Origin of the sequence: Pararhodobacter sp. CCB-MM2, assembly GCF_001691415.1 — a bacterium.
In the GTDB taxonomy this organism is placed as follows: Bacteria; Pseudomonadota; Alphaproteobacteria; order Rhodobacterales; family Rhodobacteraceae; genus Pararhodobacter.
Map to the genome: position 1 here is coordinate 1 of NZ_LRRR01000098.1, position 431 is coordinate 431.

At 73.5% G+C, this 431-nt stretch carries 1 protein-coding gene; it reads left to right on the forward strand.

Annotation, left to right across the window (positions count from 1 at the left end):
- Window positions 1-63: 63 nt before the first annotated feature.
- Window positions 64-431: DUF1844 domain-containing protein (locus BCY78_RS24355; protein WP_233499496.1), on the forward strand; the 368-nt coding region annotated here is incomplete at its 3' end.

Sequence of the window (431 nt, forward strand, 5' to 3'; positions counted from 1 at the left end):
TACCGCACGGTCCCCGGCGGCCGCACCGCGGCGGCCGGCGGGACGCCGGCGGACGGGAGGGCGGTGGCCTGGCCTTATCGTGTGGGCATGAGCGACGCGACCCCCAGCACTGAGAACCCCGGCTTCGACGACATGGCCCGCGACATCGCGGAGGTCCCCGCGGTCGAGGTGATCGTGACGGTCGCCGTCAACCTGATGAGCGCGGCCGCCGTGAAGCTCGGCCTCACCGAGGAGGGCGAGCAGCACAAGGACCTCGACGAGGCCCGCAAGCTGGTCCAGGCGCTGGCCGGGCTGCTGGACGCGAGCGCCACGGAGATCAGCACCTTCCACGCCTCGCCGCTGCGCGACGGCCTGAAGTCGCTCCAGCTGGCCTTCCGCGAGGCCTCGCTGGTGCCGGACGAGCCCGGCCACGGCCCGGGCGAGAAGTACAC